The organism is Acidobacteriota bacterium (assembly GCA_028875575.1).
Lineage (GTDB): Bacteria > Acidobacteriota > Terriglobia > Versatilivoradales > Versatilivoraceae > Versatilivorator.
The window spans coordinates 20,382-37,489 of sequence record JAPPDF010000071.1 but is presented as its reverse complement, the minus strand read 5'-3'; the positions used below and the strand labels follow the sequence as shown (position 1 = coordinate 37,489).

13 protein-coding genes are annotated in these 17,108 nt (G+C 61.5%); 6 read left to right on the top strand and 7 right to left on the bottom strand.

Annotation, left to right across the window (positions count from 1 at the left end):
• Positions 1-196 precede the first annotated feature (196 nt).
• Both OXI69_10640 and OXI69_10635 read left to right on the top strand, forming a co-directional pair.
• Positions 197-1,345, top strand: a complete 1,149-nt coding sequence (locus tag OXI69_10640) for a hypothetical protein (GenBank protein ID MDE2666601.1) — start codon at positions 197-199, stop codon at positions 1,343-1,345.
• A 105-nt stretch (positions 1,346-1,450) separates the two neighbouring features.
• Positions 1,451-2,206, top strand: a complete 756-nt coding sequence (locus OXI69_10635; GenBank protein ID MDE2666600.1) for a corrinoid protein — start codon at positions 1,451-1,453, stop codon at positions 2,204-2,206.
• A 9-nt stretch (positions 2,207-2,215) separates the two neighbouring features.
• Here OXI69_10635 and OXI69_10630 read toward each other — a convergent pair whose 3' ends face one another.
• The 3 genes from OXI69_10630 to OXI69_10620 form a co-directional block, all read right to left on the bottom strand.
• Positions 2,216-3,334, bottom strand: coding sequence for a mandelate racemase/muconate lactonizing enzyme family protein (locus tag OXI69_10630; GenBank protein MDE2666599.1), 1,119 nt, complete (start codon positions 3,332-3,334; stop codon positions 2,216-2,218).
• A gap of 57 nt (positions 3,335-3,391) precedes the next feature.
• Positions 3,392-4,123: an SDR family oxidoreductase gene (locus OXI69_10625; GenBank protein ID MDE2666598.1), complete on the bottom strand. Its 732-nt coding sequence runs from the start codon at positions 4,121-4,123 to the stop codon at positions 3,392-3,394.
• Between the two features lie 283 nt (positions 4,124-4,406).
• A complete protein-coding gene (locus OXI69_10620; GenBank protein MDE2666597.1) occupies positions 4,407-5,852 on the bottom strand; it encodes a PQQ-binding-like beta-propeller repeat protein in 1,446 nt (481 codons plus the stop codon).
• A 211-nt stretch (positions 5,853-6,063) separates the two neighbouring features.
• Between OXI69_10620 and OXI69_10615 the strand changes: the two genes are divergently transcribed.
• The 3 genes from OXI69_10615 to OXI69_10605 are packed head-to-tail and all read left to right on the top strand — an operon-like array spanning position 6,064 to position 9,070.
• Positions 6,064-6,906: a sugar phosphate isomerase/epimerase gene (locus tag OXI69_10615; GenBank protein ID MDE2666596.1), complete on the top strand. Its 843-nt coding sequence runs from the start codon at positions 6,064-6,066 to the stop codon at positions 6,904-6,906.
• Complete coding sequence (locus tag OXI69_10610; protein MDE2666595.1) at positions 6,907-8,094, top strand: mandelate racemase/muconate lactonizing enzyme family protein; 1,188 nt, start codon at positions 6,907-6,909, stop codon at positions 8,092-8,094.
• Between the two features lies 1 nt (position 8,095).
• A complete protein-coding gene (locus OXI69_10605) occupies positions 8,096-9,070 on the top strand; it encodes a D-2-hydroxyacid dehydrogenase (GenBank protein MDE2666594.1) in 975 nt (324 codons plus the stop codon).
• 51 nt (positions 9,071-9,121) lie between these two features.
• Here OXI69_10605 and OXI69_10600 read toward each other — a convergent pair whose 3' ends face one another.
• From OXI69_10600 to OXI69_10585, 4 genes are all read right to left on the bottom strand, one after another.
• Complete coding sequence (locus OXI69_10600) at positions 9,122-10,039, bottom strand: dihydrodipicolinate synthase family protein (protein ID MDE2666593.1); 918 nt, start codon at positions 10,037-10,039, stop codon at positions 9,122-9,124.
• A 558-nt stretch (positions 10,040-10,597) separates the two neighbouring features.
• Positions 10,598-10,993, bottom strand: a complete 396-nt coding sequence (locus OXI69_10595) for a hypothetical protein (GenBank protein ID MDE2666592.1) — start codon at positions 10,991-10,993, stop codon at positions 10,598-10,600.
• Between the two features lie 64 nt (positions 10,994-11,057).
• A complete protein-coding gene (locus OXI69_10590) occupies positions 11,058-12,011 on the bottom strand; it encodes a dihydrodipicolinate synthase family protein (GenBank protein MDE2666591.1) in 954 nt (317 codons plus the stop codon).
• Between the two features lie 63 nt (positions 12,012-12,074).
• Positions 12,075-13,259: an aldose 1-epimerase family protein gene (locus OXI69_10585; protein MDE2666590.1), complete on the bottom strand. Its 1,185-nt coding sequence runs from the start codon at positions 13,257-13,259 to the stop codon at positions 12,075-12,077.
• Positions 13,260-14,107: 848 nt separating this feature from the next.
• On the opposite strand from OXI69_10585, the gene OXI69_10580 reads away from it, so the two are divergent.
• Complete coding sequence (locus OXI69_10580; protein MDE2666589.1) at positions 14,108-17,104, top strand: PSD1 and planctomycete cytochrome C domain-containing protein; 2,997 nt, start codon at positions 14,108-14,110, stop codon at positions 17,102-17,104.
• The last annotated feature ends 4 nt before the right edge of the window (positions 17,105-17,108 follow it).

Below are 17,108 nucleotides of genomic sequence, written 5' to 3'. Positions count from 1 at the left end.
CTCCAGACCGTGCGACGGCGCGGCTGATTCAGGGCGAAACAGCGGTGTTTCAAATGAGCCGGGAGTCCCCTCTCGGGGCCGGTTCAAGTTGAGTTTCGGCGGTCGAGCATGTAAAATCCCGACCGAATCGGCTAAACGCTGTGCGACGGGCTTCTCTTCTGTCGAAGTCCTTCAAGTGCCTGCGCGGGAGGTTTCCATGTCATTTCCGGCCTCGGTGCAAAGAGCCCTGGCTGCCAAGGGCAACCGTAAGACAGACTATGAACGTCTCAAGGCGGCCCTGAACCACCAGGAGCCCGACTACGTTCCGCTTTTCGAAATGGGTATCGAGCCGGAGATCAAGGAACTGTTCATGGGCAAGCCGGTCCAGGGACACGCCGACGAGATCGAATTCTTCCGGGCCGCCGGATTTGACGCCTACCCAGTCTCGCTGAGCGTGATCAATGTCCACCTGAAGCCGGTTGAAGGCCAGGACAGCCAAACAGAGAAAGGCGCCGGCGGCGTCCAGGTAAGCAGCCACAGCGTCAGCACCTACAAGGCCGAACTGGAAGCCTACACCGAACGGCATTGGGCGGAAATGCACAAGGGCGTCATTTCCAACAAGGACGAGTTTGCCGCCTATCCCTGGCCCGATCCCGACGATCTGGACTTCTCGGTGTTGGACGAAGTCGGTGCCATGCTGCCGCCCGGGATGAAAATCGGCGTCGTCATCGGCAAGGTATTTACCGGCGTCTGGTTCATGATGGGGATGGAAACCTTCATGCTGTCCTACATCGACGACCCGGAACTCATCGACATGATGTACGGCAAGATCATCCCCCTCCAGCAGCGGGTGATGGAGGTCGCCATGGAACACCCCGCCGTCGGCCTGAGCTTCCATGCCGACGATCTCTCCGGGAAGAACGGACCCCTGGTGCACCCCGACCACTATCGCAAGTACGCCTTCCCCTGTTACAAGACCATGTGCGATATGGCCAGGGCGGCGGACAAGCCCTTCGTCTACCACACCGACGGGGACATCTCCATGGTTATCGATGAACTGATCGATCTCGGGATCCACGGCTGGCACCCGGTGGAAGCACAGGCCCACGACATCAATGAAATCAAGGCGCAATATGGGGACCGGCTCGCCTTGCTGGGCAACATCGACCTGCAATACACCTTGACCCTGGGGACTCCTGATGAAGTTGAGGACGAGGTTCGCACTCGAATCAGGGATCTGGCTCCCGGGGGCGGCTACTGTGTTTCATCCGGCAACTCCATCCCCGAATACGTGCCCATAGACAACTACGCCGCCATGCTGGAGGCCACTTTCAGATACGGCAAATATCCTATTGCGCTCGATTGAGCGCAAGCCTTAAGACGGCGGCACGCCAGTCCGACGCCGGCCGTAACTGCAGGTTACGGTCCGATATCGCCACGCCAATCCAATTGAACCAGGAAGGGACTCTCAATGCCGATTGTCAACGATGGCCTGGAGGAAGAGCTGCAGTGGGTCACCATCCCTGAAGAGAACAGTCGAATTCGGGGAGTCCTGGAGAAGGCCGACCCCTTGATGCAGGATATCGCCTTTTATGTCATCGTCGGCGAGCACCACCAGACCGACCGCTTGACCAAGGAGGCCTTGGACAGGGAATTCGATCCGAACGTCATTCTGGACGACGGATTGATCGCCGGCATGTCGGTGGTGGGGGTCAAATTCCGCGACAACGTGATCTTCGTGCCTGAGGTCCTGGTGGCCGCCAGGGCCATGAAGGCCGGAATGAAGCACCTGGATCCGATTCTGTCGGCGTCGGGCATCGAACCCATCGGCACGGTGATCATGGGCACCGTCCAGGGCGACCTTCACGACATCGGCAAGAACCTTTGCGGGATGATGCTTGCGGGCGCGGGATTCTCGGTCCACGACCTGGGAGTGGACACCAAGCCTCAGGAGTTCGTGGATGCGGTGGTCGAACACAAGGCCGAACTGGTTGGCATGTCGGCGCTGCTCACCACCACCATGAGAAACATCGAAACGACCAATCGGGCCTTCGAACAGGCCGGCTTGCGCGAAAAGGTCCGGACCATGGCCGGTGGGGCCGCCCTGAGCCGGGAACTGGCGCACAAGATGAAGTGCGACGGCTATGGGAAGGATGCCCTGGCCTGTGTCGAAAAAGCCAAGGAACTTCTGGAGCAGGTAAAGCTCCCCACTTCCGCTGCGACCTGAGACGGAAGATCAGGCGATCCGGTACTTCTCAACGCCTTCCGGGTCGAGGTCGATTCCCAGCCCGGGCTCTTCGGGAATGGCCAGGGTCCCGTCCCGGGCCGTGAATCGCTGCAGAGTGATCTCATCCCGCAACCGTGTGCCCTCCTCCACGACAAATTCGGTGATGAAGGAGTTGGGGATGGAATTCAGAAAGTGGAGAGCGGCGGCGACGTTGATGTAGGTGGTGAATCCGTGGTTGACGCAACGGAGGCCACGGTCGGCCGCCAGGCTGGCGATTTTGACTGCTTCGGTAAATCCGCCGCACCGGGTCAGATCCACCTGCACCACGTCGATCCTGCCTTGATCCATCAGCTCGATAAATGAGCGGCGTTCGCTTTCCTCCTCGCCGGCCGCGATGGGAATGTCGGTGGACGAGGCCAGTCGGGAGTATCCCCGGTAGTCGTCCGGCAGCAGCGGCTCCTCCAGCCAGAAAATATCGAAGTCGCTGAAGGCCTTGGCTCGCTGGATGGCTGTCTTGGCATCCCAGGCCAGCCCGGCGTCGATCAGCAGGTCGGCGTCGTCCCCCAGCCCCGCCCGCGCCTCCCGCACCAGGGCCACGTCCGTGGCCGCATCCTCGCCCATGGGCGCCCATCCGAACTTGACCGCGTCGAAGCCCTGGTCCCGGAAGCGGCGGGCTCTCTCACCCGTTTCCGCAGGCGTGGCGCCGAACAGGGAGCTGGCATAGGCGCGAATCCCCTGGTGGAAGCCGCCTCCCAACAACTTCCAGACGGGCAATCCCAGCACCTTGCCCTTGATGTCCCAGAGGGCCATGTCGATCCCGCTCATGGCATGGATGGCGATTCCCCGCCGGCCGGCGTAGATGTTCTCCCGATACATCTTGTGCCAGAGAAACTCTGTCCTCAGGGGGTCTTCACCAATCAGGAGTTCACCCAATCCACTGTTGAGAGGGTGGCAATAGGGGCCCTCGATCATCCCCTTGACGGCCATGGGGGCGGAGTCCACTTCGCCGATGCCATGCACCCCCGCGTCGGTCTCAACCCGGACAACCAGAGCGTCCTGGCCGCTGTCGGCCTGTTCCTTGATTTCGGGAAGACGCAGGTAGAGAGTTTCGACTCGAGTGATTTTCATGGTGGCTCCAGCGTCGACGGCCGCGCGGGACGGGGAGAAGTCCTCCGTACCTGAAACTCATGCGAAGGCCTGGTTAACGGGTTTGATGATGAGCTCGGGCACGTGGGCTCGCGGGGGAAGGGTGGCTACAAACCGAACCGCGGCCGCCACGTCTTCGGGCCGCAGGATCTGCGCGCGGTGCTCGGCGCTGACCGCCACCGGGCGGACATCAAGCAAGGGCGTGTCCACCTCTCCCGGAGCAACCACGGTAGCGCGGATGCCCCGGTGGCCCTCTTCCAGGCTCACCACCTTGGTGAAGGCGTCCATGGCGTGCTTGGAGGCGCTGTAGGCCGCACCTCCCAGGTCACTGGCCCTGCAGCCGGCCGTCGAAGTGACATTGACGATGAGACCGTCCCCGCGGCCTCTCATATGGGGAAGCACCTCGGCAGCTACATTGAAGGCCCCGGTGGCATTCACGGCCATGATGTAGTCCCAGCTCTCGGGCTCGATCCGCTCCATGGTTCTTTCGACCACGTTCACCCCGGCGTTGTTGACCAGGATGTCGATCTTTCCGAACCGGTCGATCGCCTTGCCGACCAGCTCTCCGACCTGGGTGCGATCGGTGACGTCCAGCGGCCAGGGGTGCACGGCTCCCGCCCCACCGATGCTCAGGGCTGCCGTCTGAAGTCTTTCCCGATTGCGGCCGCAAATCACCACCGTGGCCCCCTCGTCTGAAAACTGCCGAGCTACCGCCAAACCGATTCCGGTGGCGCCTCCGGTAACCAGGGCCACTTTATCCTTGAGTTGCATGGGTTTCCTTTCAACTAGTGTTCTGTAACAGAAATAGGGTTGCCATGTTTCGGAGCGCAACGGCACCGGATTCTAGGAGCGACGACGAGCGAATGCTATTCATTGCGAGGAGGAGCGACGACGAAGACGGCGCCGTTCCGCCCGAACCCGAAGGGCCGATGGAGGTTCCGGGGATGGAAAGCGCAACGGCACCTGTTGGCTGAAACGAGACGGGTCTCTCCTAGCGACTGTTCCCCGGTGGAACCTCTATCGGAGATGGCAACCCTATTTCTGTTACAGGACACTAGCGTTGAACGCCTGCCACACCCGCCGGCAGGCCGAAACAGTAGAGGTGCCGGCTGGTCCGCAGGTAGATGCGCCCCCCGGAAATGGCAGGCGTGGCGTAGGCTTCCTCCTGTAAATCGGCCTGGGACAACTGCCGCCATTGGGGCTCGGCGCTGATCACGCTCAACTCGCCCTTCTCGCTGAGCAGGTAAATCTTGCCGTCTCCCGCAACCGGAGAACTGAAATACCGGGATTGCCCGGCAACACGACCCACCTTCAGGGTCTTCCCCGATTCCGGGTCCAGGCTGGCCACGATGCCCCCCCGCTTCACCCAGAAAAGGTAACCCCTGTAGTGGATAGGAGAGGGGACATAGGGCAGGTAGCGGTCCTGCCGCCAAAGCACATGGGACTTTGTGACGTCGCCGGACCCGCCCGGACGGATGGCCAGAGCCACATTCTGCACCGTCTCGAAAATGTGCTTCATCCCATCGTATTCGGCCTTGGTGAGCCGGTCGTCCTTGTCCCGGTCGAACTGGTTGAAGCGCGCCTTGAGCGATCCCTCCGGCAACTCTTCAAATTCCAGGAGACCGTTCCGGTTTCGGTCCAATTGACTGACAACCTCCGAGAAGGGTTGGAGTTTTTCCCGTTCTCCCGGATCGGCTCCCGGGGACCAGGTGGCGCTGAAGACAACGCCTCCCTCGCCGATCACCGGCGTGGTGTTGACGATGCGGGAGAGGCCTCGTACGGTCCATATCTCTTTCCCGGTATCCGGATCGTATGCCGCGATTCGCAGGGTCCCGGAAACCACGATCTGTTTCCTTCCGTTCACCTTCAGACTCACCGGGGTCGAAAACCCCCGGGGAAACTCCGGGCGTCCGGTCTTCCAGAGCGTCTTGCCGCTGCTCTTATCCAGGGCCATGAGAAACGAGTCGACGTCATGATCCTGGTTCAACACCACGCGGTCACCCACGATGATGGGCGAACTGGCGGCGCCGAATCCATTTTTGAAAGGACCCATCGGGCGCCGCCACAATAACTTGCCGTTCCTGTCGTAGCAAAAGAGGCCCCCCGACCCAAAGAAGCTGACGATCCGCTCCCCGTCCGTGGCCGGGCTGGACTGGGCGTGGCTTCCGTCACGGTGAATCTCCTCCAGCTTTCCGTACTCCGCTTCGACCTTCCACAGCACCTCCCCGGTATCCCGGTGCAATCCCAGGGTAAGGAGCGATTCACCCTCGACTCCCGTGACAAAGACGCGATCGCCGTGGACCACCGGGGAAGAGTGCCCCGGTGGGAGGGGAACCCTCCAGAGGAGGTTTCGATCGGGTCCAATGGAGGCGGGCAGCTTGTGGGATCCCGAGGCCACGCCGGAAGCATTGGGACCGCGAAACTGGGGCCACGAATCCGATTGCGCGAATTCAACCGCGCAGCAAAGCAAGGCCACCGACAGGCGCAAAATTGTTTTCACGTTGGACCTCCATGGCCGGTATCGGAAACGGACTGACCCAAACCCCAAACCGGTATTGGAGTCAACCTCCCCGGCCCGACCGAAACGAAAGGATGATTATATTCGTTTCCGGATGGTCATCAAGCCCGGTGAGAAATGTGGGGCGGTGTCGGTATAATGGTGCACTTGACTTTGACAGAGGACACTCCAACGGACATCGAGGGCACGGCCAATGAGCAACATCAGCTATAGCACAGTAGGGTTTAGAGACCGGGACGTGGAGGCTGCCCTGGACGGGGTCGCCGCCGCGGGGTTCACCCAAACCGAAGTCTTGGGGCAAGAGCCTCACCTGGCAGTCCCTCCCACCGGCAAGGCCTTGGCGGACTTTCGAACCCGTCTGGCGGCCCGAGGGCTTCGGGCCAGAACGGTTCATGCTCCATTGACCCGTAACGTCCTGGGAGCCCCCGAGGAGAACTGGCGCCTGGAAGTGGTCGAGATATTGGCCAGCTACCTTCGCCTGGCCGCCGCGCTGGAGGCCACCGAGGTCATTATTCATCCGGTTCCCAACCCTATTTTCGTTCCCGAGGGCGATGATCCCGAAGTGGCCAGACGCATCGCCGACGCGGTTCCAAGGTCCCTGGATCGACTGGTTCCGGTCGCCGAGAGCGAGGGTGTCCGCATGCTGCTGGAAAACCTGCCCTACTCCTGCGGCTATCCCTACCTCGGCATGCAGGAATTGCGGCCCCTGGTTGACAGTTACCCCGAGGAGCAGCTGGGGCTGGTGATCGATACCGGACACGCCTGGACCATGAAGCGGGATCCCTCGCGGGAGATCGAGCTCGCCGGGTCCCGACTCCGGGGAACCCACCTGCAGGACGTCGACTACGACGAACCCAACGACAACCACTGGGTCCCAACCCAGGGAGGGCTGGACTGGTCGGCCATCCGCAAGGCGCTGGCCTCGGTCGGATATCCCGGTCCCTGGACCTTTGAAGTCGCCCGGGGAACACAAGGGGAAACTCCTGACCAGTTAGCGCACATGACCCGCCAGGTGGCACGCTCCTGGGGCCTGTAAATGAAGATTACCGACATCCGTGTCCGTGGCGGCCGCCTTTCCAGCTTGACCTTCGTCGAGGTGGACACCGACGAAGGCCTGATCGGAATCGGCGTCACCGGCTCCCCCTCCTGGATTATCGGGCCCATCGTGCTGGACCGCCAGGGAGGCTTGAGCCGTTTTCTGCTTGGCCGGGATCCGCTGGAACCCGGCCGCCACTGGGTGCGCATGTTCCGGGACTGGCAGGCACTCAGGGGGCGCGGCGGCGAGGGTGGCATGGCCGTCAACGCCATGGGCGCCGTCGACATGGCTCTTTGGGATCTGGCCGGTAAGGCCCTGAACCAACCGGTCTGCAAGCTGCTGGGAGGAACGGTGCAGAGCCGGGTCATGGCCTATGCCAGCGGCACGGCCTTCGATCCCGACTCCCTGGACGGTAAGGGCCCTCCCCGGCTGAAGTCCCCCGAACAGTTGGCAGCGGAAAGCGCGTCCCTTGTCCGGCGGGGGTTCCGGGCCGTCAAGTTCGGATGGGGCAACCACTTCCGCACCGAGGATGAAGAGAGGCTGGCCGCCATCCGCCAGGCCATCGGGCCGGAGACCCGCCTGATGCTCGACTTCGGCTGTCCGGCCTATTGGACCCCCGGCTGGAACGTCAAGGAAGCCATTCGAGCCATCCGCTTTCTGGAAGCCTTCGACCTCTACTTCCTGGAGGAGCCCATGCCCCCATTCGACGTGGACGGCTACGCTGCGCTGACCCGGGCCGTCGAGGTCAAGATCGCTTCCGGGGAAAGTCTCGGCACCACCCATGAGTTCCGGCACTACATCGACCACAGGGCGCTGGACGTCGTCCAGCCCGACGCCGCCCAGATGGGGATTACCCAGTGTCACTACGTCGCCCGGCGGGCCGAGGAAGCCGGCCTGCTCTGTGTCCCCCACAGCCCCTGGTCGGCCACGGTGGTGGCCGCACACCTCCAGATTCTCTCCACCGTGACCAACGGAGCCATGGTGGAATATCCCGGCTGGGAGGCCCTGCGGGAAAAGTCGACGTCGGCTCACCTGATCACCAGGATGGCCCACGAGGAAATTATTGAATGGCCCCTGAAGCTGAGCGACGGTTACCTCCAACTTCCGGAAAGTCCGGGCCTGGGATTGGGCAACTACGTCCCGGAAGCGCTTTCGCGGATGGAAAAGCTGGCGGCACAAGGAGAATGATTTGGCGGGAAACCCCCCTTTCCTGGCGGTGGTCAGTTGGCTCCCCCGGGGCTTGGAGCAAATCGAAAGCTGCGTGGACGGCGTCCGGGTGGTTGCCGGCGAGGACCGCGACTTTCTGATGGAGGCCTTCGCCCAGGCCGAGGTAGCCTTTGTGGGGGCTTTCGACGCCGGACTCCTGCGGGTGGCCAAGAAACTCCGCTGGGTCCACGCGGGCTCGGGCGGAGTGGAAGGCTACATGTTTCCGCAAATGGTGGAGAGTCCCATTACCCTGACCTGCTCCAAGCCCTGCTTCGATTCGACCGGGGCCGAGTACGCCTTGGGAATGATGCTGGCATTCAGCCGCCGACTGCATGTCGATTTGAGGCACAGACCGGACCGGGAGTGGGAATGGTCGGTTCCGGGAACCCTGCGCTCTCGAGGCCAATGGCCCACCGAGCTGAAGGGCAGGACAGTCGGCATTCTGGGTCTGGGCGTGATGGGATCGGAAATCGCCCGGGTGGCCAAGGGTTTCGGCATGCGCGTGATCGCAATGGCCAGAACGCGGCGAACCCCTCCGCAAACCGTGGACCGGTTGCTGGGCCCGACTCAAATGGACGAGCTGCTGACAGACTCGGATTTCGTGGTTCTGAGCCTTCCGCTCACCCCCGAGACCAGGGGAGTGATCGGCGAGCGGGAGCTGGGGACGATGAGAGACAGCGCCTGCTTCATCGATGTTTCCGGGAGGCCGGCGCTTTACGACCTGGAAGCCGTTCGGCGGGCTCTGGTGGAAAGGCGCATCGCCGGAGCCGCCCTGCAACTGGATGTGCCGGCTCCCGATTCGGCGCTGTGGGAGGTCGAAAACCTGCTGATGTCATTCCACCGCGTCGTCACACGCGAGGAATACCAGCGTTGCGTGGAGCTGTTTTGCGAGAACCTGCAGCGCTACTGCCAGGGCCAATCCCTGCTGGGACTGGTGGACAAGTCGGCAGGCTATTAGTGTCCTGTCCCGCAAGCAAGATTACCCGCACCGACCCTGCCCCTCACCCCGTCACAGCAATCGCTGTTTCTTGAGGAAGTCTCCCAACTGCTCCATCTCGGCGTCGCTGAGACTGTAGTAGGGAGGTCTTCTCCAGCGCCCGCAGAGGCCGTAGTGCTCGTACATCCCGTGAAACCAGGCGTCAAAGGCTCCCTGCCGCGCCATGATGAACTCGAACAGGGGCAGATCGAAGTTCCGGATGATTTCGACGGCCTTGGCCATGTCGTCCGTCTGGATGGCTTTCCAATAGTCGTGGGACACCTCGGGCTTGAAGGTGATGAAGGTTGAAAGGTATCCGTCACAGCCGAAGGGATGAAGGTTCAGGTGATTCTGCTTCTGCCCGCCGGAAAAGACGGCCCAGTGGTCGTGGACCAGCAGCGCCATCTTCCGGCCGAACTCACCGCACCAGTCGTCCTTGATGGCCACCACTCCCGGCACCTCGTCCCGAACCCGTTTGAGCGTCTCCAGGCCAAAGGCCTCTCCCCGAGGCACGAAGGTGGCCGTGATGATCATTACCGGCAGCTCGGCTGCAGCAGCCGCGTAGTGGTCCACCAGCGTGGAGGTGGTGCAGGATCCGGCCCAGTCGGGCGGCATCACCATCAGGACGCCGGCCCCGGTCTCCCTGGCGTAGCGGGCGAATTCCACCAGCTTGGGTGTTCCCCAGTTCCTTTCGGCCGCCACCACCATGGCCCGGCCTGCCGTCTGCTCGCAGACGACCCGGGTCACTTCGGCGATATCGTCATCGGTCAGGAGGGTATACAGGCTGTCCCCCCAGGTCAGCAGCATGGTCGGGCTGCCTGCCTGGATGGAAAAATCCACATAGCGCCGCAGGCCGGCGTAGTCGACTTGGCCATCCCGCAGAAAAGGGGTCCGGATGGAAGCTACCGGACCGGTCAGACTGTTTCGAATCTCCTGCTTGAGAGCATCCATGGTCGTCTCTTTCTTGTTTGGAACACCCCTGTTTCGCCCCATGTGAGCTGCCCCGTCGTATGGGACGGCGGCGCGGTTGGGCGAAAAGTGAATAGTGGCTAGTCGAGAGTGGAAAGTTATTCAATCGACACGTTAAGCGTCCTGCCTAAAACACCCTGTTTCACCCTGTATGTTCCGCGTATGTTTCGCACGGCAGGGCTGGGACGGAGCTAATCACTAGCCCGCATTTCTCACCAGGGGGCATGATCATGGCGCAGGATTTTTCCCTTCAGCGCGTGCTCGCGACCGAAGAGCGTAGCGGTCACTACGGTCGAGGGAGCATGTGCGCGCTGAAGGGAAAAGGACAAGCCAGGGCATGCCCAGCGCCGTCTGTGATGCGCAAGCCCTTGACATTGAGCCAATCAAGGTGCTGAAGATAATCTACTTCTTGTAATGCCTCCAGCGGCCTGGTGAGAAATGCGGGCTAGTTCCACCCCCCCTGATTCATCCCATTTGAGCCATCACGTCGTATGGCGCTACCGTTGGGGAAGGTTCTGCAATGCCTATAGGCAAAACAGCCTACTCCTTGACGATCAGTCCCAGCAGGGCGCCCGCCACACCCCCCTGCACCACGGTGCCCAGGAACCAGACCAATGCAATCGTGTGAGTCAAAGGCATCACGGCATAGCTGCCGTAACCCATGCCGATTCCAATGGCCACGCCGAAGAGCAGGCCGTATTGAGTGGCACGGCCCAGATCCTTCCGGCAGATCAGGAACTTGTAGATGCTGACGAACACCACCGCGGAAATCAGCGTCACCACGTAGATCAACCCGATCATGATCTCATCCGGAGACCGCCAAAGGTCAGCCGTGGCCCCATATTCACCCATGAGGATCAACTGATGAATGACAATGTCCAGCAGGGACCAGGCCAGGAATACGGCCACCACGGCAAGGATTGTCCTTTTCCCCATTTCATCTCCTTTTCGTTAGCCGGCACCATGCACTCGCGACGAAGGGAAGCAACCTGTTTTTCGCTCAGGAAGCAGCCTGTCGCAGTTCTCCCACCGAATCGATCATCCCATGCACCCGGTCTACAAACCAGGAGGGCGGATGCCTCAACGGCAACCTGGCCGGACCGCAGGGAATTCCGACCAGCGGCATGCAGGCCTTGATAAAGTTGCCCTCCCCCGTGATCCCGTCACGGATCACTTCAGCCAAAGCCCGATTGTACACCTCTTCCGACGCCATATAGAGATGAGTCGCCTCCTCGTATTCCCTGGCGCTCAGCGCCTGGAGGATTCTGAGGTTGGTCCTGGGTATAAAGTTGGCAGCTTGGGACACGTACCCCCGAGCACCCAGGATAAAGGACGAGGCCACGAAGGCGCCGTGAAAATTGCAGACGATGTTGAACCGATCCTTACAGGCGGACAACACCGCCACCAACTCGCTGTCACTGCTGCTGGACCATTTCAGCCCCACCACGTTTTCCAGCCCGGCCAGTCGCTCCACAAATCTCAGGTCCATGTCGAAGCCGCAGGTCCAGAAGGTATTGTAGGCCGTAATTCCCAGGCTCACGGATTGACTGATGGCGCAGAAATATTCAAAGGCGTCATCGGCCGTGCTGGCAAAATACCAGGGCGGCTCGACCTGCAATCCGTCTGCCCCGATTCTCTCGGCGTGCCGGGCCAATTCCACCGAAGTTCGAGTGGACTGATGAGAGATTCCGACGAAAACAGGCAGCCGGCCGGCCGAAGCGTCGACGGCGGCCTCGGCAACCGCCTTGCGTTCCTCGGTGGACAGATGCATCTGCTCTCCGCCCGCTCCCAAGGCCACATACACCGCCGTTCCGGTCCGCAACCCTCCGCTGACGAGATATTCGATGCAGGTCCTGATCCTGGGAAGATCCAGTGAATAGTCATCGTTCATGGGAGTGCAGGCAGCGACAAAAATTCCCTGATACTTCGATTTGGTCTCATCGCTCTTCGTCATGGTTTCTTGTCTTCCCGGGCTGCCGTCGGTTGGTGAACGAGAGTTTCTCCCAGACAGGAGCCTTCAAATGGGTGAGTATTTCCCGTGGGGGTTCTTGTGGATGGCGGGGCGACGGCTGCCCTGGATCCGCGCCACTTCGTCTTCAATGGCCGCCACCTGGTCCCGGCTGGTGCAGACTTCCATCTCCAACCGGCACTGGTAGCTCTCGCCCGGCGGCAGGACGACGACGCGACCCTTTGCCCGCTCGAATCCCTTCAGGTTGGGATAGTTGGTGCCCGGCTCCAGCCCGGTGACGTATCCATCGGACAGACCGACGGTATTTTTCCACTGGGTGAAGTGGGGGAGCTCTCTCTTGTTGAATCGAAGCACCACGGCGCGGTCGCCAGAGGCATCCCGCAGGGCCACCAGGGTGCGACCTGACGCATCCTCTGCCAGATCATAGAAGTAAACCTGCTCCACGTACCCGGGGGTGGGTGCCAGGTAGGTATCGATCTCCCCGATCCCCTCCACCGCCCGGGCGTCCCGGGGAGCCACCTCCAGCACGGCCGCCAGCAGCTTTGATCCGGCTCCCAGGAAGGGACGGCCGAAGTTGCAGTGGTAGACCAATTCCAGCTCGGAGGGAGTGGCCTTCAAGTTGGTGATGGTGTCCTGGACCGTCAAGCGGTTGGAGCGGGAAGTAGTGCTGACGGTCGACCGCAGGCGGAGGCCCGGAAGGAAGAGGGAGGATTCGTCCACCTCCCCCACCACCGAAACCCTGCCGCTTCCGGGATCGGAGCGGACCTCCAGGGTGTGGGCCGGCAGATTGGCAATCTTGCCATGGAGGGTGAGGTCGACCGAGACGCGGTTTCCGTTGTTGTCGACAATCACGTCTTCGCCGGGGGATCCATTGGAGTCCAGGCCGCAACGCACGATGCATTCGTCGAACCCCTTCAGCCAGCCCAGCCCGCCCCGGTCCCCTTCGTCCACCCACTTGGGATGCACCGGGCCCTTGACCGGAGATTCCCAACCCACCGGAATCCCGTGGCAGGAGGCTTTCCAAAGCCCCATTCCACGAGTCGGCAGAATGGAGTAGGAGAGTTCGGCATTGGTGACCTCCACCAGGTCGACGCCGCTTCTCAAGCCTCCCTGCAGGCAAGTCTTGGAGACGGTGCAATCCGGGACCCCCAGGTCCTCGTGGCCCAGAAAGAGCGACTCTTTCCAGACGTTGGCACCGACATCGGTCAAAACCCAGGATTTCTCCTCCGCCATGGCCCTTCCTCCTCTCAACCGCGATTCGGGTATTCTAATGAAACGCTCGTCCGGCCTGTCAACTCATTCCTGGGTCAGGCAAGCACCGCCCGCGCCCCTCCACGACTGGGCGGATCATTCGAGAAGGATTCTTGATTGAACATGGATGCACAGGATGCACAGGATAATCAGCACGGGAGGATGCTGCAAGATAGGCTGACTCCGGCGATGATCGCGTGCCGATTTACGGTGTCCAGGACTGCAAGCCGGCCGCCTTCAGGAAAAATCCTGTGCATCCTGTGCATCCATGTTAATAAACCATCTATCCGTACACGACTCGGTTGTCGCCCCCCTAAGAAAACCGCATCTATTCGTCTATTGGTGGAGCCTTTTGCAAATTCGGCAGCGGGACGTCTACCGGGAATGGCCACAAAAGGCACAAAAACACAATTTGTGACTTTTGTGCTTTTTGTGGTTGGACAGCACTTTTCGCCAGGTCGCACCCGAAATTGAAAAAAGCAGAACCTCAGGTTTGCCGGCAAGATGACCTGCCCCGCTACGAAATTTGCAACTAGCCCTGGTGTTCATTCGTGTCGATTCGTGGTTCGTCGTTCTCCTTCGGGGATAACGCTCGGTTGGGTCGGGCAAGCCGGCTTCATCTTGATACTGGGTAATCGGTTCGACTAAAATGGGCGGGTTCATCCAGGCCCGGTTCTGTCTTGCCTTTTGGACTGAAATCCCGGACATCCTCGGCAGTCGGTGACAGCAGCGTGGAGTGGAAACCCACCCGTCCTCAAGTGAGGAGGTGACAGCCAACCGTGAGCTTCCTGTACCCCCTAAATCGGCCGTATCTCAGGAGCATGGTCTGTATGCTGACCTGCCTCGCAACGGCAGCCTTGGTCTTCAACCCTCTTCAGGCAGCCGGACCCGAGGAGAGCCGCCCTCTCGACTTCAACCGTGACATTCGGCCCATCCTTGCCGACAACTGCTATGCCTGCCATGGACCCGATCAGAACCAGCGCATGGCCGGTTTGCGCCTCGACCTCCCGGATTCCGCCTTGGGCCGGCTGGACTCGGGCAATCTGGCCATCGTTCCCGGAAACCCGGAAGAGAGCCAGCTCATCCGGCGCATCACCGCCGAGGTCGAAGCCCTCAAGATGCCTCCGGCCTATTCCGGAAAGGAACTGACCCGTCAGCAAATCGATCTGCTGACCCGCTGGATTCGCCAGGGGGCTCCCTGGAGCAAGCACTGGGCTTACGTGCGCCCGGAAAGGCCGGCACTCCCGAAAGTAGCGGACAAGAGCTGGCCCGAAAACGCCATCGATAATTTCACTCTGGCCCGGCTGGAACGGGAAGGCATCAGCCCCTCGCCGGAGGCAGACCGCAGGACCCTCATCCGGCGTGTGACCTTCGACTTGACCGGACTCCCGCCCACTGTCCGGGAAGTCGAGAAATTTCTTTCCGATCAGAGCCCGGAAGCCTACGAGAGGCTGGTGGACAGGCTGCTGGCTTCGCCCCACTTCGGCGAGCGCATGGCCATGCACTGGCTGGACCTGGCTCGCTATGCCGACTCCGACGGTTACCATATCGACTTTCCCCGATCGATGTGGAAGTACCGCGATTGGGTGATCGCGGCATTCAATGCCAACAAGCCCTTCGACCGGTTCACGGTGGAGCAGCTGGCGGGGGACCTGCTGACCGACCCCACCCTGGACCAGAGAATCGCCACTGCTTTCAATCGCAACGGAATGACCAGCACCGAAGGCGGTGCCGACGCCAGGGAATATCTCTCCAAGTACGTAATCGACCGGGTCAACACCACGACCACGGTCTGGTTGGGCTCTACCGTGGCCTGCGCCGAGTGCCACGACCACAAGTTCGACCCCTTTACCCAGCAGGAGTATTACCAACTGTACGATTTCTTCCACCAGATCCCCGAGAAGGGTCTGGACCGGGATCCCGCTCCTCCCTACCTAAGGCTGCCCTCCGAGGAGCAACGAGCGAGGCTGAGCCAACTGGAAAAAACCATCCAGACCCTGGAAGCGAGCCGTCAAGCCCGACTCGACATGACCCATGACGGGCTGGACGAGGCCCAGGCCGAATGGGAGGGAGAGCTGGCTCGAATCCATCGGACCCGCCAGGAACTGGAACTGAAGGAGTGGTCGATGATCGGGCCCTTTTTCGCCCAGTCCGCCGAAGAAGCCTTCACGCGGTCCTTTCCGCCGGAATTGGAGCTGGACTTCTCCAAGAGCTATCAGGACGGCAGATTGTCATGGAACGCTCGCCCGGACTGGAAGGACGGGAAAGCTCAATCGCTGTTGGGCAACAAGGCCGCCACTTACCTGCACCGGCGGATCGTTGCCGAATCAGCCCGCAAACTGAAATTCTTCGTGGCGACCAGCGCCCCCTATGCCGACGGCCTCAAGGTCTGGCTGAACGGAGGGCTCGTTCTCGCCAAAGCCGTGGAGGGCTGTGAGCCGGCGGAGTCGATCGAGGTGCAGGTGGACCTCCGGTCCGGAGCCAACGACCTGCTTCTGAAGCTCGTCAACTACGGGGGCGGCTATGGATTTTATTTTTCCCTGGATGCGCCTCTGGAAGATAAGCGCCTCACGCAGGTGATGTCGGCGGCAGCCAAGCCGGTGCTGGAGAGAGACGGTGGGGAAAAGACGGCCTTGCGGCACTATTTTCGCGAGAAAAACTCTCCGCGCTTGCAGAGCCTCGGACAGCAACTGTCCCAGTTGCGCAAGGAAAAGGAGGAGCTGGAGCAAGACATCCCCACCGTACGGGTGATGGAGGAGATGGAGTACCGCAGACCCACCCACATCCTGGTACGGGGAGACTACCGGAGCAAGGGCGAGCAGGTGTCGGCAGGCGTTCCCGAATTCTTGCCTTCCTTGCCCCCGGGAGAAAAGGTGGATCGCCTGGCCCTGGCTCGCTGGCTGACCGACCCCGACCATCCGCTGGTGGGACGAGTCGCAGTCAACCGCTTCTGGCAGCTCTTCTTCGGCACCGGAATCGTTCGAACGGCCAATGAATTCGGCACTCAGGGCGAGCCGCCCTCTCACCCCGGGCTGCTGGACTGGCTGGCCCGGGAGTTCGTGGACGGGGGCTGGGACGTCCAGTCCATGTTGAAGACCATTGCCATGTCGGCCACCTACCGGCAATCGTCCCGGTACCGCCCGGATCTTCTGTCCAGGGACCCTGGCAACCGATTGCTGGCCAGAGGCCCGCGCCTGCGGCTGCCCGCCGAGGCCATCCGGGACAACGTGCTGGCCATCAGCGGCCTGATGGACCGGGACCGCCCCCCCGGAGGGCCGAGCGTCTATCCCTATCAGCCTCCCGGACTCTGGGAGACCAAGTCCTTCTACTGCCGCACCAAGTACGAGCAGAGCCAGGGAGAGGACCTCTATCGCCGCAGCCTGTACACCTTCTGGAAGCGCTCGGTGCCCAATCCCATATTGCAGACCTTCGATGCACCCGACCGCGAGGTCTGCACCGTCAGTCGGGAGCGCACGGTGACTCCGTTGCAGGCGCTGATCACCTTGAACGAGACCACCTACGTGGAGGCCGCGCGGGTCTTTGCCCAGCGGATTCTCAAGGAGGCCGGACCATCGGTGCGGGAGCGCATTCGTTTCGCCTATCAAACCGCCCTGGCCCGTCTGCCCAGACCGGAGGAGGAGAGGATCACCGAACGCACCTTCAACAGGATCTTCGAGACTTACCGGGGAGAGGCGGCCAAGGCGCGGCAGTTGGCGAGCATCGGGGAGTCCCCGGCCGACGCCGATCTCGAGGTCACTCAACTGGCAGCCTGGACCGGCGTGGCCAAGTTGATTCTGAACCTGGATGAGACCATGACCAAGGAGTAGATCC